We start from the raw sequence: 18,720 nt of genomic DNA on the forward strand, positions 1-18,720 counted from the left end.
CGCGGATGTCCGAGACCACCACCCAGACCGCCGCGGGCGCGTTCGAGGCCGAGCAGAAGCGCTACCTCGAGGGTTTCGCCTCCGGCATCGCCGCCGTCCGCCTGACCGGCGGCCTCGCCGCGGGCGGGGCGGGGGCGGCCGCGCCGCCGGCCGAGCCGACGGGCCCGGACGCGATCCACATCAAGGCGCAGGACCGGACCGTCAAGGACGGCGGCAAGCTCTGCGACCAGGAGAAATGGAAGCGCGCCGAGAACCCGTTCGACGGCCACAACCGCCTCATCCAGGAGGCCGCCGCCGGCAAGCAGCCGAAGCCCGAGGACAATTTCCGCTGGCGCTACCACGGGATGTTCTGGGTGGCGCCGAACCAGGTCTCGTACATGTGCCGGCTGCGGATCCCGAACGGGATCCTGCACCACTGGCAGTTCGCGGGCGTCGCCGACCTCGCCGACCAGCACGGTGGCGGCTACGTCCACGTGACCACCCGGGCGAACCTGCAGGTGCGGGAGATCGATCCCGAGCACGCCCAGCCCTTCCTCGACGGGCTCACCGATATCGGCCTCACGGCCCGGGGGGCGGGCGCCGACAACATCCGCAACGTCACCGGCTCCTCGACCGCCGGCATCGACGCCCAGGAGCTTCTGGACACGCGCCCGCTCGCCAAGTCCTGGCACAACTGGATCCTGAACGACCGCTCGCTCTACGGCCTGCCGCGCAAGTTCAACGTCGCCTTCGACGGCAGCGGCGTGATGCCGACGCTCGAGGAGACCAACGACATCGGCTTCCAGGCCGTGGAAGTGCTGGACGGCGCCGCCGTGCCGCCCGGCATCTACATGCGCCTCGTGCTCGGCGGCATCTCGGGCCACCGGGACCTCGCCCGCGACACCGGCATCGTGCTGAAGCCGGAGGACTGCAACGCCGTCGCCGACGCGATCATCCGGGTGTTCATCGAGAACGGCGACCGGACGAACCGCAACAAGAGCCGGATGAAGTACGTCCTCGACGCTTGGGGCTTCGACAAGTACCTCGCGGCCGTCGAGGACAAGCTCGGCCGCAAGCTCGACCGGGTCGCGCCGGAGCAGGTCGCGCCGCGGAAGGCCACCGACCGGTTCGCCCATGTCGGCGTCCACGCCCAGAAGCAGCCCGGCCTCAACTGGATCGGCGTGGTCCTGCCGGTCGGCAAGATGACCAGCGATCAGGTCCGGGCGCTCGCCAAGATCGCCGCCGAGTGCGGCGACGGCCAGATCCGCCTCACCGTCTGGCAGAACTTCATCTTCTCCGGGGTTCCGGACGCGAAGGTCGCCGAGGTTGAGCAGCGGGTGCTCGATCTCGGCCTCACCACCAAGGCGGCGGGCATCCGCTCCGGTCTCGTGGCCTGCACGGGGGCGAAGGGCTGCAAGTTCGCGGCCTCCGACACCAAGGGCCACGCGCTGATCATCGCCGACCACGTCGAGACCGCCCTGCCGAACCTCGACGTGCCGGTGAACGTCCACCTCACCGGCTGCCACCACAGCTGCGCCCAGCACTACATCGGCGATATCGGGCTGATCGGCGCCAAGGTCGTCGTCTCGGAGGAGGGCGACACCGTCGAGGGCTACGACGTCGTGGTCGGCGGCGGTTTCGCCGAGAACCCGAAGATCGGCACCGAGATCTGGAAGGCCGTGAAGGCCGAGGATGCGCCCGCCCGCGTCGAGGCGCTGCTGCGCGCCTACCTCGCCCTACGCCAGGGCCCCGAGGAGAGCTTCCAGGCCTTCACCAGCCGCACCGGCGCGGAGGCGCTCCGCGACGCCGCCGAGGACCAGCCCGCCCTGAAGGCCGCCGCATGACCCAGCACGTCTCGCCCCCCCTCGTCCTGATCCCCGAGACCGCGCCCTTCAACGAGGACCAGCGCGCCTGGCTCTCGGGCTACTTCGCGGCCCTGCTCGGCCCCGCCGTCGCGGGCGCGACGGCGCTCGCGCCCGGCGAGGGCCCCGCCACGGGCCCCAAACTCGCCGACAACGACGACGCCCCCTGGCACGACCCGTCCGTGCCGATCGCCGACCGGATGGCGATGGCCAAGGACCGGCCCGAACCGCAGAAGCTGATGGCCGCCATGGCCCAGCAGGATTGCGGCCAGTGCGGCTACAACTGCGCCGACTACGCCAACGCCATCTTCCTCAAGAACGAGGCGCGCCTGAACCTTTGCCAGCCCGGCGGCAAAGAGACCCTGCGCATGCTCAAGAAGCTGGACGAGGAGTTCGGCGCCGCCGGGGGCGTCCCCGCGGCGCCGAAGGCGGAGGACGACGTCCCGAAGGCGGCGGCCGATCTCGGCCCGCTCGGCTACTGCCGCGAGAACCCGGTCGAGGCGCTGTTCCTGTCCCGTCGACGCCTCAACGATCCGGGCGGCGAGAAGGAGACGTGGCACATCGAGATCGGGCTCGACGGCACGCCGATCCAGTACGAGGTCGGCGACTCGCTGGGCCTGTTCCCCGCCAACGCCCCCGCACTGGTGGATGCCGTGATCGCGGAACTCGGCGCCCGGCCCGAGCGGGTGATCGGGGAAAGGACCCTGCGCGAGCACCTGCTGATCAACTACGCGCTCGGCGCGGCGCCCGACAATCTGTACCAGCTGCTGTCGCTGCTCACCTCCGGGGCGGCGCGCAAGAAGGCGCAGGCGCTCGCCTCCGGCGAGGATCCGGACGGCGACGCCGCCTATCTCGACGTGCTCGGCGCGCTCCACAAGTTCCCGGGCGCGCGGCCCGACGCCGAGGTCTTCCTGGAGGCCTTGGACGAGCTGCAGCCGCGGCTCTACTCGATCTCGTCCTCGCCCAAGATGGATGTCGGCCGCGTGTCGCTGACCGTGGACGCGGTGCGCTACAACCACCGCTCGCGGCTGCGGCTGGGCGTGGCCTCGACGCACCTGGGCGAGCGCCTGCCCGAGCAGACCAGGGTGAAGGTCTACCTCCAGAAGGCGCACGGGTTCGGACTGCCGGCCGACCTGTCGAAGGACGTGATCATGTGCGGCCCCGGCACCGGCATCGCGCCGTTCCGGGCCTTCCTGCGCGAGCGCGCCGCCACGCGGGCGCCGGGCCGCAACTGGCTGTTCTACGGCCACCAGCGGCAGGCCTCGGACTTCTTCTACAAGGACGAGCTGAACAGCCTGAAGGACGACAAGGTGCTCACCCGCCTGTCCCTGGCCTGGTCGCGGGACGGGACGGAGAAGACCTACGTCCAGGACCGGATGCGCGAGAACGGCGCCGAGCTGTGGAAGTGGCTGGAGGGCGGCGCGCATTTCTACGTCTGCGGCGACGCCAAGCGCATGGCCAAGGACGTCGAGCGGGCGATCATCGACGTGGCGGCGCAGTTCGGCGGCAAGAGCCCCGAGGACGCGGTGGCCTATCTCGCGGCGCTCAAGAAGGCCGGGCGGTATCAGGCCGACGTGTACTGAACCGCAACTTGCTCTCCTCCCCTGGCGACCCCGGGCTTGCCCGGGATCGCTCGAGCTTGTGGGGAGGAGCCAGAGGTGGGGGTGGCGCAGGATGGGGCTCGGGCGGTGCCTTCTGCACCACCCCCACCCCTAACCCCTCCCCACAGCGGGGAGGGGAACGGCGGCGCGAAGCTTGCTCCCGCCCAGGACGACCCTGCGAGGATTCAGCCATGACCCAGCCAGTGGCGGCGCCGACGGTGCGGACCACCTGCCCCTATTGCGGGGTCGGGTGCGGCGTGCTCGCGACCCCGGACGGGCAGGGCGGCGCCACCATCGCGGGCGATTCCGAGCACCCGGCCAATTTCGGCCGCCTGTGCTCGAAAGGCTCGGCGCTGGGCGAGACCCTGTCGCTCGAGAACCGCCTGCTCCACCCGCAGGTCGACGGCGCCCAGGTCTCGTGGGATGCCGCGCTCGACACGGTCGCGGGCAAGCTCCGCGCGGTGGCGGACGAGCACGGGCCGGACGCGATCGCCTTCTACCTCTCGGGCCAGCTCCTCACCGAGGATTACTACGTCGCCAACAAGCTCGCGAAGGGCTTCATCGGCACGCCGCACGTGGACACCAACTCGCGGCTCTGCATGTCGAGCGCGGTCGCGGCCCACCGCCGGGCCTTCGGCTCCGACACGGTCCCGGGCTGCTACGAGGATCTCGACGAGGCCGACCTGATCGTGCTGGTCGGCTCCAACACCGCGTGGTGCCACCCGGTCCTGTTCCGCCGCATGGCCGACGCCAAGGAGCGCCGCGGCACCAAGTTCGTGGTCATCGACCCGCGCCGGACCCAGACCGCGCAGGAATGCGACCTGTTCCTCGGCATCCGGCCGGGCACCGACACCGCCCTGTTCTCGGGCCTGCTGGTCTACCTGTCGGACAACGGTTTCCGCGACCGCGCCTTCATCGATTCCCACACGGCCGGCCTCGACGGCGCCCTCGACCGCGCCCGCCAGATCGCGCCGGACCTCGCGGCTGTCGCCGCCGTCACCGGCGTGACCGAGGCCGACATCGCGGCCTTCTACGCCCTGTTCGCCGGCACCCGCCGGGTGGTCACGGCCTTCTCGCAGGGGGTGAACCAGTCGGCGCAGGGGACCGACAAGGGCAACAGCATCATCAACTGCCACCTCGTCACCGGCCGGATCGGCGAGACCGGGATGGGGCCGTTCTCGCTGACCGGCCAGCCGAACGCCATGGGCGGGCGCGAGGTCGGGGGGCTCGCCAACATGCTGGCCGCCCACATGCACTTCACCCCCGAGGAGGTGGACCGGGTGCGCCGCTACTGGGGCGCCCCGCGGATCATCACCGGCGAGGGCATGAAGGCGGTGGCCCTGTTCGAGGCGATCGGCCGGGGCAAGATCAAGGCGCTGTGGGTGATGGGCACCAACCCGCTGGTCTCGATGCCGCGGGCCGACGCGATCCGGGACTCGCTCGCCGGCCTCGACCTCTACGTGGTGTCCGAGGCGGTGGCGGATTCCGACACCGCGCGGGGGCGGGCCAAGACCACCGTGCTTCTCCCCGCCCAGGCCTGGGGCGAGAAGGACGGCACGGTCACCAATTCCGAGCGCCGGATCTCGCGCCAGCGCCGCTTCCTCGCGAGCCCCGGCGAGGCCAGGCCGGACTGGGCGGCGCTGGCGGATGTCGGGCGCCGCCTCGGCCACGGCCGGGCCTTCGCGTTCGATTCCGCCGCCGCGATCTTCCGCGAGCATGCCGGGCTCTCGGCCTACGAGAACAACGGCACCCGCGATTTCGACCTCGGCGCGCTCGCGGACATCGGCGACGCCGCCTACGAGGCGGCCCTGCCGGTGCAGTGGCCGATCCCGAAGCGCTCCGGCTTCCGGGGCGCCCAACAGGGGAAGGCGAGGCTGTTCGGCGACGGCCGGTTCTACACCTTCGACCGGCGCGCCCGCTTCGTCGCGGTGCAGCCGCCGGCCCTCGCGCTCGCGGCCTCGGCGGCGTTCCCGCTCATGCTCAACACCGGCCGGGTCCGCGACCACTGGCACACGATGACCCGCACCGGGAAGAGCCAGCGGCTCTCCGCGCACCGCGCCGTGCCGTTCGTCGAGGTCCATCCGGACGACGCGGCGGCCCACGGCCTCGCGGAGGGCGACATCGCCCGGCTCACGACCGCGCACGGCGCGGCCGAGCTGGAGGTGACGGTCACCGACACGGTGGTGCCAGGCAGCCTGTTCATGCCGATGCACTGGGGCGGCGCCTTCGCGTCGCGGGCCCGGGTCGGCGCGCTGGTGCGGGGCATGACCGACCCGGTCTCGGGTCAGCCCGAGCTCAAGGCGACCCCCGCGGCGGTCGAGTCCGTCGGCTACCGCGCCCGCGGCTTCCTGCTGACGCGCCGACAGGTGGCGCTGCCCGAGGGCTGGTGGTGGGCACGCGCCGCGATCACCGGCGGCTGGGGCGCGCAGTTCGCCACCGCCGACAGCTCCCGCGCCGTGGCGCTGATGGTGCGCGGGCTGATCCAGAGCGAGGCGCTGCCGGGCGGCGAGCTGGCGGAATATGCCGACCACGCCCGCGATCGCTACCGCTGCGCGGTCTACGACGGCGACCGCCTCGTCGCCTGCCTCGCCTACGCCCCCGCCGCCGAGCGGCCGGACTGGGAGGCCGCCAAGGTCCTGTTCGCCGCCGAGGCGCCCGACGCCGCCGAGCGGCGGGCGCTGCTCTCGGGCCGCGCGGCGACCGCCTCGGCGGGTCCGGTGGTCTGCGCCTGTCACGGCGTCGGCGCGGACATTATCGCCGCGACCATCGCCGGAGGCGCCGGCTCCGCGGAGGCGGTGGGCGCCGCCTGCAAGGCCGGGACGAATTGCGGCTCGTGCATACCGGAGATCCGCAAGATGCTGGCCGGGCAGACCGCATGCGCCGCGTGATTTTCTGATACACTCGCCGGCGAGGATGGATCGGCTTCTCCTGTCAGATCACCTCATCCTGAGGTGCCCGCGTCAGCGGTCCTCGAAGAAGAGCTCCAGGGATCGCGGCCGACTGGAGCCTCCTTCGAGGCCTCCGCTCCGGTACCCGAGGATGAGGGGGCAGTCGGGACCGGCCGGATCAGGACGATTCAGGACAGGCCCGTGACCGAGACCCCCCTGCGCGCAGCCCGCGCCCCCCGCGAGACCAAGGCTGCCGGCCTGGAGCCGCTGGCGGTGCTGCCCGTCTTCGTCCCCCTGCGCGGCAAGCGGGTGGTGCTCGCCGGCTCGTCCGGCGGCGCTCCCTGGAAGGTGAAGGTGCTGGCCGCCGCCGGCGCCCATGTCGACGTCTACGCGCCCGAGCCCGGCGAGGAGCTGCGCGCCGTGCCGGGCGAGATCGTCGACGGGCAGGTGGTCCTGCACGAACGCCCCTGGAGCCCGGACGATCTCTGGGGCGCGGCCTTCTGCATCGGCGCGATGGAGGACGAGGCCGAGTGCGTCGCCTTCGTGGCGGCCGCCCGCGGCGCCGGCGCCATCGTCAACGCGGTGGACCGGCCACACCTCTGCGACGTGAAGTTCGGCGCCATCGTCAACCGCTCGCCGCTCGTGGTCGGCATCTCGACCGAGGGCGCGGCCCCGGTCTTCGGGCAGACCGTGCGCGCCCGGATCGAGGCGATGCTGCCCCGCGGGTTCAGTCGCTGGGTCGCGGCCGCCCGCGACTGGCGCGACGGCGTCACGGCCCGCTTCCACGGCTTCGCCGACCGGCGGTTCTTCTGGGAGCGCTTCACCGACCGGGCCTTCGCGGAGCCCGACCGGGCGCCGTCGGACCGGGATCTCGCCGAGCTGCTCGGCGAGACCGAGACCGCTCCGAAGGGCGGCGCCGTGACGCTGGTCGGGGCCGGCCCCGGCGACGCGGAGCTGCTCACGCTCAAGGCGCTGCGGGCGCTGCGCAACGCCGACGTCATCCTCTACGACGACCTCGTCGCACCCGAGATCCTGGACTACGCCCGCCGCGAGGCCCGCACCATGCTGGTGGGCAAGACCGGCCACGGCCCGTCCTGCCGCCAGGACGACATCAACGCGCTGATGGTGCAGCTCGCCCGCTCCGGCAAGCAGGTGGTGCGGTTGAAATCCGGCGACCCGCTGGTCTTCGGCCGGGCCGGCGAGGAGATCGAGGCCTGCCGGGCCGCCGGCATCCCGGTGACCGTGGTGCCGGGCGTCTCGGCCGCGCAGGGTGCGGCGGCGTCCCTCGGCCTGTCCCTGACCCATCGCGACGCCGCGCGCCGGCTCCAGTTCGTCACCGGCCACGACCGCCGCGGGGCGCTGCCGGACGACCTGAACTGGGGCGCTCTCGCCGATCCGAGCGTCACCACGATCGTCTACATGCCGAAGCGGACCCTGCGGGCCTTGCTGGCGCGCGCCGTGGAGGAGGGGCTGGCGCCCACGACGCCGGCGCTGCTGGTGTTCAACGCCACCCGCCCGAACCAGCAGGCCCTGCGCGGCACGGCCGCCGACCTCGCCGACCGGGTCGAGGCGGCGGGCCTCGACGGGCCGGCGCTGCTGATGGTGGGCGAGGCCTTCTCGGAGATGCGTGGCGCGCTGCCGGCCCAGGCGGAGCAGGCCCGCGTCGCGGTCTGAGGCCGATGACGCGGGCGCGGCGGGGGAGCTGCAGATCAGCGGCTCCGGCGCGTCCGGCTGATCCGGATCAGGTCTCGCCGGCCACGAAGGCGCGCATCAGGTAGTTGGCAATCGCCATGGGCGGCGGCGCCAGGATCCCCTCGGGATGCGTTCCCGCCAGCATGGCCGCGACGTCGGCCCGGCTGAACCAGCGCGCATCCTCCAGCTCGCTGGGATCGGTCACGATAACCTCGTCGAGCGCCTCGGCGGCGCAGCCCATCATCAGCGACGACGGAAACGGCCAGGGCTGCGACGTCCGGTAGGTGACGGCGCCGACGCGGATCTGCGTCTCCTCGAACACCTCGCGGCGCACCGCGTCCTCGATCGTCTCGCCGGGCTCCAGGAAGCCCGCGAGGCAGGAATACATGTGCGGGCGGAAATGCGGACCCCGGCCGAGCAGGCAGGTGTCGCCCCGGCGCACCAGCATGATCACCACCGGATCGACCCGGGGGAAATGGTGGGCGCTGCAACTCGGGCATTCCCGGCGGAAGCCGCCGGCCTTCGAGACGGTGGCGGTGCCGCAATTGGCGCAGAAACCGTGGCGGGCGTGCCAGTCGAGCATGGACTTGGCCACGGCGAGCAGGCCGAGCTCCTCGGCCTCCACGGCGGAGTCGGTGGCGATCGACCTCAGGTCGAGGGTACGGGTCGGCCCCTCGGAGAAGCGCTCCGCGGCCTCGGCCGGCGCGGCGGCGGCGAAGACGGGCTGCCCGTCCCGGTGCCCGAGGAAGATGCGCGTCCCGCCCGCGAGGTCCGCCGCCTCCGCGACCGCGGTCAGCGCGGTCTCCCCGCGTAGCACGATCCGGTCGCCGCAGATCAGCACGAGGCGGGCCTCGGGCGTGTCGAAGGCGGGCACCGCCTCCTCGGGCTGCTCGGCCGAGTGCCGGTCGAGGCGGTTTCGGACGAAGCCGAGGGTGTCGCGGGGATCGGTCATGCGAGGGTCAGGCCGCGGAGAAGAGGGCGCCGGCGCGCTCGAGGAGCTGGGCGCGGGCGTGGGGCGGGTAGGGCTTGCGGGTCTCGAACCCCCAGACCGGCCCCGGCCAGGCGGGATCCGACCGGAAGCGGCCGACCACGTGGACGTGGAGCTGCGACACCACGTTGCCCAGGGCGCCGACATTCACCTTGTCGGGCTTGGATAGGGCCTGCATCACCCCCGTGGTGAGGCGGATCTCCTTCCAGAGCGCCGCGGCATCGGTCTCGGAGAGGTCGGTGATCTCGGTGAGGTTCGGGCGGCGCGGCACTAGGATCAGCCACGGGAACCGGGCATCGTCCATCAGCAGCACGCGGCACAGGGCGAGGTCGCCCACTTCGGCGGTGTCAGCCGACAGGCGCGGGTCGAGGGTGAAGGCGGGCTCGGTCATCGCCGACCGGTGTAGCGCAGCTTCCGCGTCGGCGCGCGGGTTTGCTGCGCCGTCGGTGACGCAGCGGCCCGATCGGCTCAGAGACCCGGCACGACGCCCTGGCGGCCCACCGCGATCGTCCCCGCCATCAGCCCGCCGTCCTCGTCCGGGCGCGCGAAGATCGTCACGGCGGCGCCCCGCTGGAGCATCGCCTTCTCACCAGGCGAGAACTGCGTCACCGGCGTGTCGTCGGGGATCGCGAAGGACGATTGGCCGCCGTTATAGGCGAGGGTCAGACGCATCGGCGCGCCCCGCTGCACGTCGGCCACCCAGCCGGCGGTGAGGCGCGCGCCCTGCGCGGTGTCCCAGGTCTGGCTGCCGGCCTCGAACCCGCGCTCGGACGGAGAGTACAGGGTCACGGCGGTCGCCTGCCGCGGCTCGGAATCGGACGCACCGAGGACGCTGACGTAGCTCTCCGGCTTGATCGCCCGCAGGCTGGCGCCGTTCACCGCGTAGATGCGGGTCCGGGGGCCCATCCGCACGGCCAGGGTGCTGCCGCTGGTGCGGCGGATCTCCACGCGCTCCGAATCGGCCTGGACCACGGTGCCGCGGAACCGGACGGTCGCCGGCTCAGCGCGTGCGGCGGGGATGGTCGCGATCGCCAGAAGGCCGGCGAGGAAGAGACGTCTGACGGGGCTCTTCACGGGGCTCCTTTCCAAGCGTGTGGACAATGGGCGTGCCGTCCGGCCGCGGGACCCGAACGCTGGTCACCGGGCAGGGTTCCCGGCGCCGAAGGACATGCGGTGCCGCAATCCGTCGGCCGGGCTCGCGGAGCGCTCAATGCGCCATCAGCACCGGCATGTCGGCGTGGGCGAGAACGTGGCTGGTGACGCCGCCGAAGATCATCTGGCGCAGGCGGCTCTGGGTGTAGGCGCCCTTGATGAGAAGATCGCAGCCGAACGCCTTCGCCTCCGCCAGAAAGGTCTCGCCGGGCACGCGCCGGCCGGCCGGCAGGGCCCGGTGCGACGCGTCCACACCCTCGCAGGCCAGGGCCTGGGCGAGATCCTGCGCGGTCGGGCCCGGCACCATGCCGCCCTCGACGCTGAGCACGAGCACCCGCTCGGCCCGCCGCAGGAACGGCATCGCGAAAGCCACCGCCCGGGCGGTCTCGGTCGACCCGTTCCAGGCGATGACCACGGCGTCACCGAGGCTGGCCGGTGCCGTAGGCGGCGCCAGCAGGATCGGGCGGCCGCTCTCGAACAGGGCCGTCTCGAACGTGGTCATGCGCGGGGCGTTGTCGGTGGTGCCGGGACGCCCGACCACCGTTGCCGAGAACAGCCGCGCGTACTGCCCGAGGAACGCGTCGCCGGTGGGGACGTCCTGTCGCCAGCGGTAGCGCGGTCCGGCATCCGGCACCCGGTCCGGTATGCAGAGCCCGTCGCGGGCGTGCCGCGGGATGCCGGCGCCGTCCATGAAGGCCACGAAGCGGCCGCCCGCCTCCTCGGCCTCGGCCCGGTCGGCCTCCTCGTCGCGCAGCCACGTCATGCCGCCGACCATGTCGACCGGCACGTACTCGGCCAGCGCCGGGCGCAGAGACACGCCCTCGATCAGACTGCCGAAGCGCGTGGCCGCCAGCCGGGTCGTCTCGAAGACGGAGGGCAGGGCGTCGTGCATCGCGACGGGAACGAGCAGGGTCTTCATGCTGGCCTTCTCCTCGGGCAGGCGAGGCTAATCCTCCCGGCCGCGCGGTGGAACCGGGGCCGGCACGGCGCGCACACGGTTTTGCGGCGCGCCCGGATCGAGCCGCCTCCGGAGGGCCCGGGTCAGGGGCCGCTCGACGAGGCGGTGGACCACGAGCGCGGCCGCGGCGCTGCCCGCGAGCATCAGCGCCATGCCGGCCCAGGGATGCAGGGCGGGGGCAAGGCCGAGCCGGAGCAGCGCCTCGCGCACGAGGCGCAGCGCGAACGGGTGCACGAGGTAGAGGGCGTAGGACGCGTCGCCGAGCGCGACGAGCCCGCGCACGGGGGACGGCAGCCGCGCGACCGCGGCCGCGTCGCGGGGTGGCCCGAGGGCGGCCGCCACCAGCAGGACGGCCGGCCCGCCGACGAGGAGCGGGCGCAGGAACCCGTCGGCCTCGCCGAGACCCGCGAGCACCCGCGCGGCCAGGATCAGCCCCAGCACGCCCAGCACCGCGAGCCCGACCCGCAGGGGGAGGGCCGGCCGGAACCCCGCGCCCCAGGCGAGGGCGAGACCGGCGCCGGCGGCGAATTCGAGTACGATCGGATCCGACCAGAAGCGCAGCGGCACCGGCAGGCCCGGCACGAGGGCGCCGACCGCCACGAGGACGGCCAAGCTCCCGCACAGCCACGCGACGGCGCCGCGCCGCCCGAAGCCGAGACCCGCGGCGAAGAGTGCGTAGAAGGCCGCCTCGTAGTTCAGGGTCCAGCCGAGGCCGTAGAGCGGCTGGACGGTGCCGTCGGGGCGGGCCGCCGGCCAGAACAGGAAGCTCGCCGCGAGGGCGACCGGGTCGCGCACCAGCGCGGCGGCCTCGCCCAGAAGGTCCGGCCGCGCGAGCGCCAGGACGAGGTAGAGCAGGCTCACCAGCCAGTAGAGGGGCACCACCCGGGCGACCCGGTGGGCGAGGAAGCGGGCGCGGCCGCCCGACCGGCCCGCGAGCCGGCCGCCGGCATGGACGATGACGAAGCCGGAGATCACGAAGAACAGGTCGACTCCGCCCCACCAGGGCAGCAGCGTCGCGGGATCGAGCGCCGGGCCGGCGCCCCGGTCAGCGAGGAGGCCCGCCTCGTGCCGCGCGTGATGCCATGCCACCATGAGGGCGGCGGCGGCGCGGAGGATCTGGACGGCGACGACGATCACGGGCTGCCCGCGCGCGTCGCGCTTCGAGCCCTGCCCGGAGGTGCGGCCGGAAGGACCCACCCGCCGAGGCCACCGTCCCGGACGAGCGCGATCGGCATCCTGCGGGATCCACCGAGAGGGCACGCGCGCCGGATTAGATCCGCTCGGGAACCGTATTGTCCGATGCGAAAACGGCAGGAACCATAAGCCGATAGCCTCGTTGACGGACCAATTCGCGAACCCGCCGGCTCCGAGTTGCCTGCGACGTCGTCTGCCGAGGCGTCCGTGCTGCACATGCGGCGTCCTTCCGCGGTTCGCGTGCCCATCTCGAACAGAGGTCCCGATGCTGAAGAACTACGCTGCCGCGTCCGCGCTCGTCCTGGCGCTGTCGACCCCGGCCATGGCCCAGAGCGCCAACGACTTCCGCATGCAGTCGATGCAGGCGAACGCCTTCGAGATCCAGTCCTCGCAGATCGCCCTGTCCAAGTCGCGCAACCCGCGCATCCGCTCCTACGCCCAGGAGGTGCTCCGTGACCACCGCGCCGCCAACGTCGCCCTGGCCGGCGGCCAGATGAACGGCGTCGCCGGCGATCCGGGCCTCGGTGGCCTGGTCACCGCCCCGATCGCGGTGGCGGGCAGCGCCGTGGGCGCCGGCGTCGGCGCGGCGACCGGCGTGGTCGGCGGCACCCTGGCGGGCGGCCCGGTCGGCGGCCTCGAGGGCGCGGGTGCCGGCGCGGCGCGCGGCGCCGCCGCGGGTGGCCAGATCGGCCGCGGCGACGTGATGGCGACCGGCGCCTCGACGATCGTCCCGCCGAACCCGGAGCAGCAGGCGATGCTGGCCCAGCTCTCGGCCGCCCCGGCCGGCGCCCGCTTCGACCGCCTGTACGCGTCGCAGCAGATCCAGGCCCATCAGATGACCATCGCGATGACCCAGGCCTACGCTCAGGGCGGCCCGAACCCGGCCCTGCGCAACTACGCCCAGCAGGCCCTGCCGGCCCTGCAGATGCACCTGCAGCAGGCCGAGCGTCTCCCGGGCGCCATGTAAGCGGCACGGACTTCGACGGCCCGGCCTCGGCCGGGCCGAACGAGAAGGCGGCGGGCGCGAGCCCGCCGCCTTTCTCATGTCGATGGCTGTTCGAGCCAGGATGATCGCCGGCCGACCGCGGCGAACGACCTTCGCGGACGCGCCGCGCCGGCGCGTCCCAGCATCATCGGATCCGGGACCGGCCGACCGGTCCCGAATCTCAGCGCCCGCGCCGTGCGCTCACTCGCACGCGATGGCGGCGACGGAACGGACCGACTGGCCGGTCGTGTCGATCGGCGGCTTGAACTCGCCGGACTGCGGATCGCGCACCAGCAGGGAGCCGCTGGCCACGCCGAAATGCGCGCCGTGGATCTCGAGGCGGCCGTCGTCGACCCGCTCCTTCACGAACGGGAAGGTCAGCAGGTTCTCCATGCTCTGGACGACCACGGCATGTTCCAGCTTGGTCAGGTAGTTCGGCGCGGCGGGATCGCCGGCCTTGTCCTCGGCCTGACCCACGAGCGAGACCCACTTGCCGATGAAGTCGCCGGGCGAGAGCGGCTTCGCCTTGTTGGCCCAGGCCTTGATGCCGCCGCAGGTGGCATGCCCGAGGACGACGATGTGCTTCACCTCCAGGGCCTGGACGGCGAATTCCAGGGCCGCCGAGGTGCCGTGATACTGGCCGTCCGGCTGGTAGACCGGCACGAGGTTGGCGACGTTGCGGATCGTGAACAGCTCGCCCGGGCCGGCATTGAAGATCGCGCTGGGCGAGACCCGGCTGTCGCAGCAGCTGATGACAAGGATCTCCGGATTCTGCGTCGAGGCGAGCTGCGCGAAGCGCCGACGCTCGGTCGGGAAGCGGTCGAGGAGGAAGGACCGGTAGCCTTCGGTCAGGTAGACGGGGAACATAAAGTCGTCTCCAGTTAGACAAATCCGCGACAGCGGGAGTGAAATCAAAGTCCTCGCCAAGCAAGAACGCGCGGCTGGGCCGGAATAGTCCCGCGCGCGAGGTCCGACGCCAGATCCGCGAGACCGGCCGGCTCGACGTGCTCACCGCTAGCGCGCAACTCGTCGAGCGGCCACCAGCGCGTCCCGATCAGCGGGTTGTCCTCGGTCTCGGCGAGCCGGCTCGTGTCGACCCGGTCGTCGGGCAGGCGGACGAGGAAGTAGCGCTCCCGGGCGTCCCGTGCCTGACGGAACAGGTGGAACGGGCCGTCGCAGGCCGCGACCTGCGGGCCGATCGCGGCGTCGCCCCGGCCGATCTCCTCCTCGAGTTCCCGCCGGCAGGCGGTGACGTGGTCCTCGCCGGGCTCAAGGCCGCCGCCGGGCATGAACCAGAACCGGAGCGGCGCCCCGTCCGGCCCCCTCGCGTGGACCGACGTGTAGGCGATGAGCAGGATCCGGTCCCGCGGATCGAGGACGATCGCGCGGGCGATGTGTCGGACGGGCAGGGGGTTCGCGGCGCTCATGCAGCCAGAGCTAGAGCGCGCGTCGGGGACGGACACCGGCCGCGCGCGCGCCTGCGTGCAAAACAGCACGTTGCGGTCGCCGACGCGCCCGGCGGAGGTGCGGGGCGCCGGTTCAGGACGGCGGGCGGGGCGCCGGTGCCCAGATCACGACGGGGAGCCGGAAGGCGTCGCGCTCGGGCGGATCCGGCAGCGGCACGGCCTGTCCGAGGCTTATGTCGCGGGCCACCACGAGGGCGGCCAGCGCGTCGAGATGGTCGTCCTCCGGAACGCCCTTGACCCGGGACCCGATCAGCGCGTCCGGCAGGCCCGCCGCTGCGAGGAGCGCCCGCCGGAGGTCCAGCCCCTCGCGGGCGCGCCTGCCCTTCTTGGGCAAGCCGAGCGGCCGGCCGCCGTTGAGGGCGTGGAAGGCCACCTCGGGATGGACCTCGTGGACCCGCGCGCGCGCCTCCGGGCGCTCCCGCAGGAGCGTGTCGACCGCGCGGACGTAGCGGAAGATGTTGTAGCCCTGGATCGACGGCGCGAAGGGCGGGTCGCTCGCGGCCCGCGAGGCGGCCTTCGCGGCGGCGTAGTCGGGGGCGTAGACCGCGCTCCGCGGCGGCATCGGGAACACCGAGGCCCGCGCCGGCCCGAGCCGGGCGCGCGCGGCCCGGTCGGCGCCGCGGCCGCCGCCGGTGATCCGGTCGGGCAGCCCGATCGGCACGTCGATCCCGACGATGCCGGGCCGCTCCGGCGCGTCGAGGAGCGCGGCGACGTCGGGGAACAGGGCGCAGCGGTGCCGGTCGGGGTCGTCGAGGTCGAGGAGCGCGCCCGCCCAGGCGCCGCGGCAGCCGTCCAGTCCCGCGATCCAGCGCGCCATGCCATTCCCCCGCCGCGGTGCGTGCGGCCGCCGTTCCGGCCCGCGTTCTTGCCGGGATGCGCGCGGAAAGCTATCCGCGTCGCCGAGGGCGCCGCCGGCCCGGGAGAAGCGTGATGAGCGAGATCCGTCCCCGTCGCAGCGTGCTGGCGATGCCGGGCTCCAACGCCCGGGCGCTGGAGAAGGCGCGGTCGCTCCCCGCCGACGTGATCCTGATCGACCTCGAGGACGGCACCGCCCCCGCCGCGAAGGCGGCGGCCCGCGCCCAGGTCGCCACCGCGGTCGCCGCGCGGGGCTTCGGCCCGCGCGAGGTCGTGGTCCGCATCAACCCGCCGGAGACCGAGGACGGCGAGGCCGACCTCGTGGCGCTCGCGCCGGCCGCCCCGGACGCGATCCTAGTGCCGAAGGTCCGGACCTCCGACGCGCTGATCGCCGTGGGCTCCCGCCTGCGCCGCCTCGGCGCGCCCCTGGCGACGCGGGTCTGGGCGATGATCGAGACGCCGATGGCGGTGGTGAACGCCGCCGAGATCGCGGGCGCGGCCCGGGACGTGGACGGCCGGCTCGGCGCCCTGGTGATCGGCCCGAACGACCTGCTGAAGGCGTCGCGGATCCGGCCGCCGGGGCGGGCCGCCCTGCTGCCCTGGCTGATGAACGTCCTGGCTGCCGCCCGGGCCTACGAGATCGAGGCGATCGACGGCGTGTTCACCGACCTCGAGGACGCGACCGGGTTCGAGGCCGAGTGCGCGCAGGGCCGCGACCTCGGCTTCGACGGCAAGATGCTGATCCACCCGAGCCAGATCGGCCCGGCCAACGCCGCCTTCGGGCCGGATGCCGAGGAGATCGCGCAGGCCCGCCGGCTGATGGACGTGTTCGACGCGCCGGAGAACCGCGAGCGCGGGGTCATCGCGGTGGACGGCAAGATGGTCGAGCGCCTCCACATCGAGGCCGCCCGGCGGACGCTCGCCATGGCCGAGGCGATCGCGCGGATGACCGCGTGAGCGACCTGCCGGAGGTCGGGCTGCGGCTGCTCGACCCGCGCCTGCCGGGCTGGGGCTTCCCGCGCTGGGGTTCGTCGGCCGCGGCCGGCCTCGACCTGCACGCCTGCCTCGACGCGCCCCTGGAGTTGCAGCCTCAGGGGAAGGCGGTCCTGATCCCGGCGGGGGTCAGCGTGCTGATCCGCGATCCCGCCTGGTGCGGGCTGATCTTCCCGCGCTCGGGCCGCGGACACCGGGACGGACTGGTGCTCGGCAACGGCACCGGTGTGATCGACGCGGATTACGAGGGTCCGCTGCTGGTCTCCGCCTGGAATCGCGACGCATCCGAGCCCGTGCGGATCGAGCCGGGCGAGCGGATCGCGCAGCTCGTCTTCACGCGGATCACGCGGCCGGCGCTGACTGTGCTGGAGGGCGCGCCCGGCCCCGGCTCGGAGCGGGGCGCGGGCGGGTTCGGGTCGAGCGGGCGCTAGCGCGCCCTCTGTCATCACGAGCGGAGCGAAGCGACCCAGGGCAGCGCGACATTGCCAGGCGTGGCGCTGCCTGGATTGCTTCGCTCCGCTCGCAAAGACGGCGCGGCCGACGCCATCAACCAGGACGCGGATGACGACAGGAGCTCGGCGGCGCCCCTCAGTCCAGCGTCTTGCCGAGCCGCCCGGCTAGGTCCTGGATGAACTGGAACGCGGTCCGTCCCGAGCGCGAGCCGCGGGTGGTGGCCCATTCCAGGGATTCGGCGCGCAGCTGGTCCGGCGCCACGGCGAGGCCGTAGCGGTCGGCGTAGGCGCGGATCATCGCTAGGTACTCGTCCTGGCTGCACTTGTGGAAACCGAGCCAGAGGCCGAACCGGTCCGAGAGCGAGACCTTCTCCTCCACCGCCTCGCCGGGGTTGATGGCGGTCGAGCGCTCGTTCTCCACCATGTCGCGGGCGAGCAGGTGGCGGCGGTTCGATGTGGCGTAGAATAGCACGTTCCCCGGCCGCCCCTCGATGCCGCCGTCGAGCGCCGTCTTGAGCGACTTGTACGAGGTGTCGTCGGCGTCGAAGGAGAGGTCGTCGCAGTAGACGAGCCAGCGGTGCGGGTCCGGCCGCAGCAGGGCCATCAGGTCGGGCAGCGCCTCGATGTCCTCGCGGTGGATCTCGACGAGCTTCATCGGCAGGCTGCCGGCGGGCCGACGGGCGTTGATCTCGGCGTGGGCCGCCTTGACCAGCGAGGACTTGCCCATGCCGCGGGCGCCCCACAGCAGGGCGTTGTTGGCCGGCAGGCCGCGGGCGAAGCGCTCGGTGTTCTCCACCAGGGTGTCGCGCGCCCGGTCGATGCCGGTGAGCAGGCCCATCTCCACCCGGGCCACCTGCGGCACCGGGGTCAGCCGGCGCTCGGGCCCCCACAGGAACGCGTCGGCAGCGCTCGGGTCGAAGGCTGGCGGGACGGCGGGCGCGGTCCGCTCCAGCGCGGTGGCGATGCGCTCCAGGAGCGGCATCAGGGTGTCGAGGGTGGCGGGGCTCGTCATCGGATCGGGGGGTTCGCGTGCGGGTAGGTCAGGCGGCCGGTTCTACGGGGAAGAACCGGGGAAATCATCCGTTTCCGGACGCATGGCGCGGTCCTCCCGAACGCGAACCGGGATCGAGCGTTGGTATACCCGGCCGGTCGCGCCGAAACGTCCTCCGGGGAGTATCGATGGAAGCGGAACCGACGATCCGGATCACCCAGGTCGCGGATTACGTCTTCACGGTCGATTTCAGCGCGGCCCTCCCGGCGCTGCGCACCGACGAGGCGCCCCCGATCGGCGACGGGACCGGGCCGTTTCCCGAGCAGCTCCTGATCTCCGGCGTCGCGAACTGCCTCTGCGCCAGCCTCGTCTTCGCCCTGGGCAAGTTCCGCCAGGACGCGCGCGGCGTCGCGGCCGAGGCGTCCTGCCGGGTGGAGCGCAACGCCGGAGGGCGGCTGCGCCTGACCGGGATCGGCGTCCACATCCAGCTCGGCGCCGCCGCCGCCGACATGCCGCGGATCGACCGGGTGCTGGAGCAGTTCGAGCGGTTCTGCACCGTCTCGGAGAGCGTGAAGGCCGGGATTCCGGTCGCCGTGTCGGTGGCCGACCGCCACGGCACGCGCCTGAAATGACGCGCGTCGGGGAAAGATCGGCCGCCCGGCGC

At 73.2% G+C, this 18,720-nt stretch carries 17 protein-coding genes; 8 read left to right on the top strand and 9 right to left on the bottom strand.

Annotated features, from left to right (window positions below; all coding sequences use genetic code 11):
• Positions 1 to 5 precede the first annotated feature (5 nt).
• From LXM90_RS11815 to cysG, 4 genes are all read left to right on the top strand, one after another.
• Positions 6 to 1,823 (top strand): NirA family protein, encoded by a 1,818-nt coding sequence (locus tag LXM90_RS11815; RefSeq protein ID WP_020094183.1) that lies wholly within the window; start codon positions 6 to 8, stop codon positions 1,821 to 1,823.
• Positions 1,820 to 3,424, top strand: coding sequence for a sulfite reductase subunit alpha (locus LXM90_RS11820; RefSeq protein WP_020094184.1), 1,605 nt, complete (start codon positions 1,820 to 1,822; stop codon positions 3,422 to 3,424). Before LXM90_RS11815 ends, LXM90_RS11820 begins: the two co-directional genes overlap by 4 nt.
• Before the next feature lie 209 nt (positions 3,425 to 3,633).
• Positions 3,634 to 6,330, top strand: a complete 2,697-nt coding sequence (locus LXM90_RS11825; RefSeq protein ID WP_020094185.1) for a nitrate reductase — start codon at positions 3,634 to 3,636, stop codon at positions 6,328 to 6,330.
• Positions 6,331 to 6,531: 201 nt separating this feature from the next.
• On the top strand, positions 6,532 to 8,004 hold the full coding sequence (gene cysG, locus LXM90_RS11830; RefSeq protein WP_020094186.1) for a siroheme synthase CysG: 1,473 nt from the start codon (positions 6,532 to 6,534) through the stop codon (positions 8,002 to 8,004).
• A gap of 67 nt (positions 8,005 to 8,071) precedes the next feature.
• On the opposite strand, the gene nudC is transcribed toward cysG, so the two are convergent.
• The 5 genes from nudC to LXM90_RS11855 form a co-directional block, all read right to left on the bottom strand.
• Positions 8,072 to 8,974 carry an NAD(+) diphosphatase gene (gene nudC, locus LXM90_RS11835; RefSeq protein WP_234082800.1) on the bottom strand — a complete coding sequence of 301 codons (903 nt, stop codon included), beginning with the start codon at positions 8,972 to 8,974 and terminating at the stop codon, positions 8,072 to 8,074.
• A gap of 7 nt (positions 8,975 to 8,981) precedes the next feature.
• Positions 8,982 to 9,401 (bottom strand): HIT domain-containing protein, encoded by a 420-nt coding sequence (locus LXM90_RS11840; RefSeq protein WP_020094188.1) that lies wholly within the window; start codon positions 9,399 to 9,401, stop codon positions 8,982 to 8,984.
• Between the two features lie 77 nt (positions 9,402 to 9,478).
• Complete coding sequence (locus tag LXM90_RS11845) at positions 9,479 to 10,084, bottom strand: hypothetical protein (protein WP_020094189.1); 606 nt, start codon at positions 10,082 to 10,084, stop codon at positions 9,479 to 9,481.
• 133 nt (positions 10,085 to 10,217) lie between these two features.
• Positions 10,218 to 11,081, bottom strand: a complete 864-nt coding sequence (locus LXM90_RS11850; RefSeq protein WP_020094190.1) for a universal stress protein — start codon at positions 11,079 to 11,081, stop codon at positions 10,218 to 10,220.
• Positions 11,082 to 11,108: 27 nt separating this feature from the next.
• Positions 11,109 to 12,257, bottom strand: a complete 1,149-nt coding sequence (locus LXM90_RS11855; protein ID WP_043712834.1) for an acyltransferase family protein — start codon at positions 12,255 to 12,257, stop codon at positions 11,109 to 11,111.
• Between the two features lie 322 nt (positions 12,258 to 12,579).
• Between LXM90_RS11855 and LXM90_RS11860 the strand changes: the two genes are divergently transcribed.
• A complete protein-coding gene (locus LXM90_RS11860) occupies positions 12,580 to 13,281 on the top strand; it encodes a DUF4142 domain-containing protein (RefSeq protein WP_020094192.1) in 702 nt (233 codons plus the stop codon).
• Between the two features lie 219 nt (positions 13,282 to 13,500).
• Here LXM90_RS11860 and LXM90_RS11865 read toward each other — a convergent pair whose 3' ends face one another.
• The 3 genes from LXM90_RS11865 to LXM90_RS11875 all read right to left on the bottom strand — a co-directional run bounded on the left by LXM90_RS11865 (position 13,501) and on the right by LXM90_RS11875 (position 15,582).
• Positions 13,501 to 14,166, bottom strand: a complete 666-nt coding sequence (locus LXM90_RS11865; RefSeq protein ID WP_020094193.1) for a carbonic anhydrase — start codon at positions 14,164 to 14,166, stop codon at positions 13,501 to 13,503.
• 44 nt (positions 14,167 to 14,210) lie between these two features.
• A complete protein-coding gene (locus LXM90_RS11870; protein ID WP_020094194.1) occupies positions 14,211 to 14,726 on the bottom strand; it encodes an NUDIX hydrolase in 516 nt (171 codons plus the stop codon).
• A 112-nt stretch (positions 14,727 to 14,838) separates the two neighbouring features.
• Positions 14,839 to 15,582: a DUF429 domain-containing protein gene (locus LXM90_RS11875; protein WP_020094195.1), complete on the bottom strand. Its 744-nt coding sequence runs from the start codon at positions 15,580 to 15,582 to the stop codon at positions 14,839 to 14,841.
• Between the two features lie 113 nt (positions 15,583 to 15,695).
• On the opposite strand from LXM90_RS11875, the gene LXM90_RS11880 reads away from it, so the two are divergent.
• On the top strand, positions 15,696 to 16,577 hold the full coding sequence (locus LXM90_RS11880; RefSeq protein ID WP_020094196.1) for an HpcH/HpaI aldolase/citrate lyase family protein: 882 nt from the start codon (positions 15,696 to 15,698) through the stop codon (positions 16,575 to 16,577).
• A complete protein-coding gene (gene dut / locus LXM90_RS11885; protein WP_020094197.1) occupies positions 16,574 to 17,044 on the top strand; it encodes a dUTP diphosphatase in 471 nt (156 codons plus the stop codon). The genes LXM90_RS11880 and dut overlap by 4 nt, the downstream gene beginning before the upstream one ends.
• Before the next feature lie 157 nt (positions 17,045 to 17,201).
• On the opposite strand, the gene LXM90_RS11890 is transcribed toward dut, so the two are convergent.
• Positions 17,202 to 18,077 carry an ATP-binding protein gene (locus tag LXM90_RS11890; RefSeq protein WP_020094198.1) on the bottom strand — a complete coding sequence of 292 codons (876 nt, stop codon included), beginning with the start codon at positions 18,075 to 18,077 and terminating at the stop codon, positions 17,202 to 17,204.
• A gap of 167 nt (positions 18,078 to 18,244) precedes the next feature.
• Here LXM90_RS11890 and LXM90_RS11895 point away from each other — a divergent pair, with 167 nt between their 5' ends.
• Positions 18,245 to 18,688 carry an OsmC family protein gene (locus tag LXM90_RS11895; protein ID WP_020094199.1) on the top strand — a complete coding sequence of 148 codons (444 nt, stop codon included), beginning with the start codon at positions 18,245 to 18,247 and terminating at the stop codon, positions 18,686 to 18,688.
• The last annotated feature ends 32 nt before the right edge of the window (positions 18,689 to 18,720 follow it).

Origin of the sequence: Methylobacterium oryzae, assembly GCF_021398735.1 — a bacterium.
GTDB lineage: Bacteria > Pseudomonadota > Alphaproteobacteria > Rhizobiales > Beijerinckiaceae > Methylobacterium.